Annotated in this window: 1 protein-coding gene; it reads right to left on the bottom strand. The window is 36.6% G+C overall.

The genetic code is table 11. From position 1 onward, the window contains the following. Positions 1–453, bottom strand: a 453-nt coding sequence (locus tag IV513_RS15755; protein ID WP_209391495.1) for a transposase, incomplete at its 3' end; no start/stop codon positions are given. Positions 454–475 lie beyond the last annotated feature (22 nt).

The following is a 475-nucleotide window of genomic DNA, read 5'->3' as shown; positions in this document are numbered from 1 at the left end:
CTTGGTTTTTCCTCGAAGCATAAAGCGTTTAAAGTTTTTGTTGTGTTTGAGCTCTGCAAAAACAGGTTCAACATCGTGACATCGCTGTTTTCGGAGTTTGATGCCTTTTTTGGTATTGAGTAGTTTGAAAACCCTTTCCCTGATTTTTGCCAGCTTCGGATTGTTTTGAGAAGTGGTTATTTGTCCCGATTTTTGATCTTTTCTGAAGTAATTGTATTTAACATAAGGTTTTATTTTCTTATTTTTCAGCAGGTTATAGTTTTCTTCTGAGCCATAACCGGCATCGGCAACGAGTTCTTTCGGAACTTTACGATAGCTGTCCTCAAAACCTTTTAAATGAGACTCCAATGTTTTGGTATCCGTAGGATTGGGATGAATGGAATAATGTAAAATAAATTGTTTATTCGTAGAAATCTGTAGATTATAGGCCGCTTTGAGCTGTCCGTTTCGCATATGATCCTCATTGCTCATTATT

The organism is Chryseobacterium sp. RR2-3-20 (assembly GCF_017808115.1).
Lineage (GTDB): Bacteria > Bacteroidota > Bacteroidia > Flavobacteriales > Weeksellaceae > Chryseobacterium > Chryseobacterium oryzae.
This window is presented reverse-complemented; position numbering and strand designations above follow the sequence as displayed.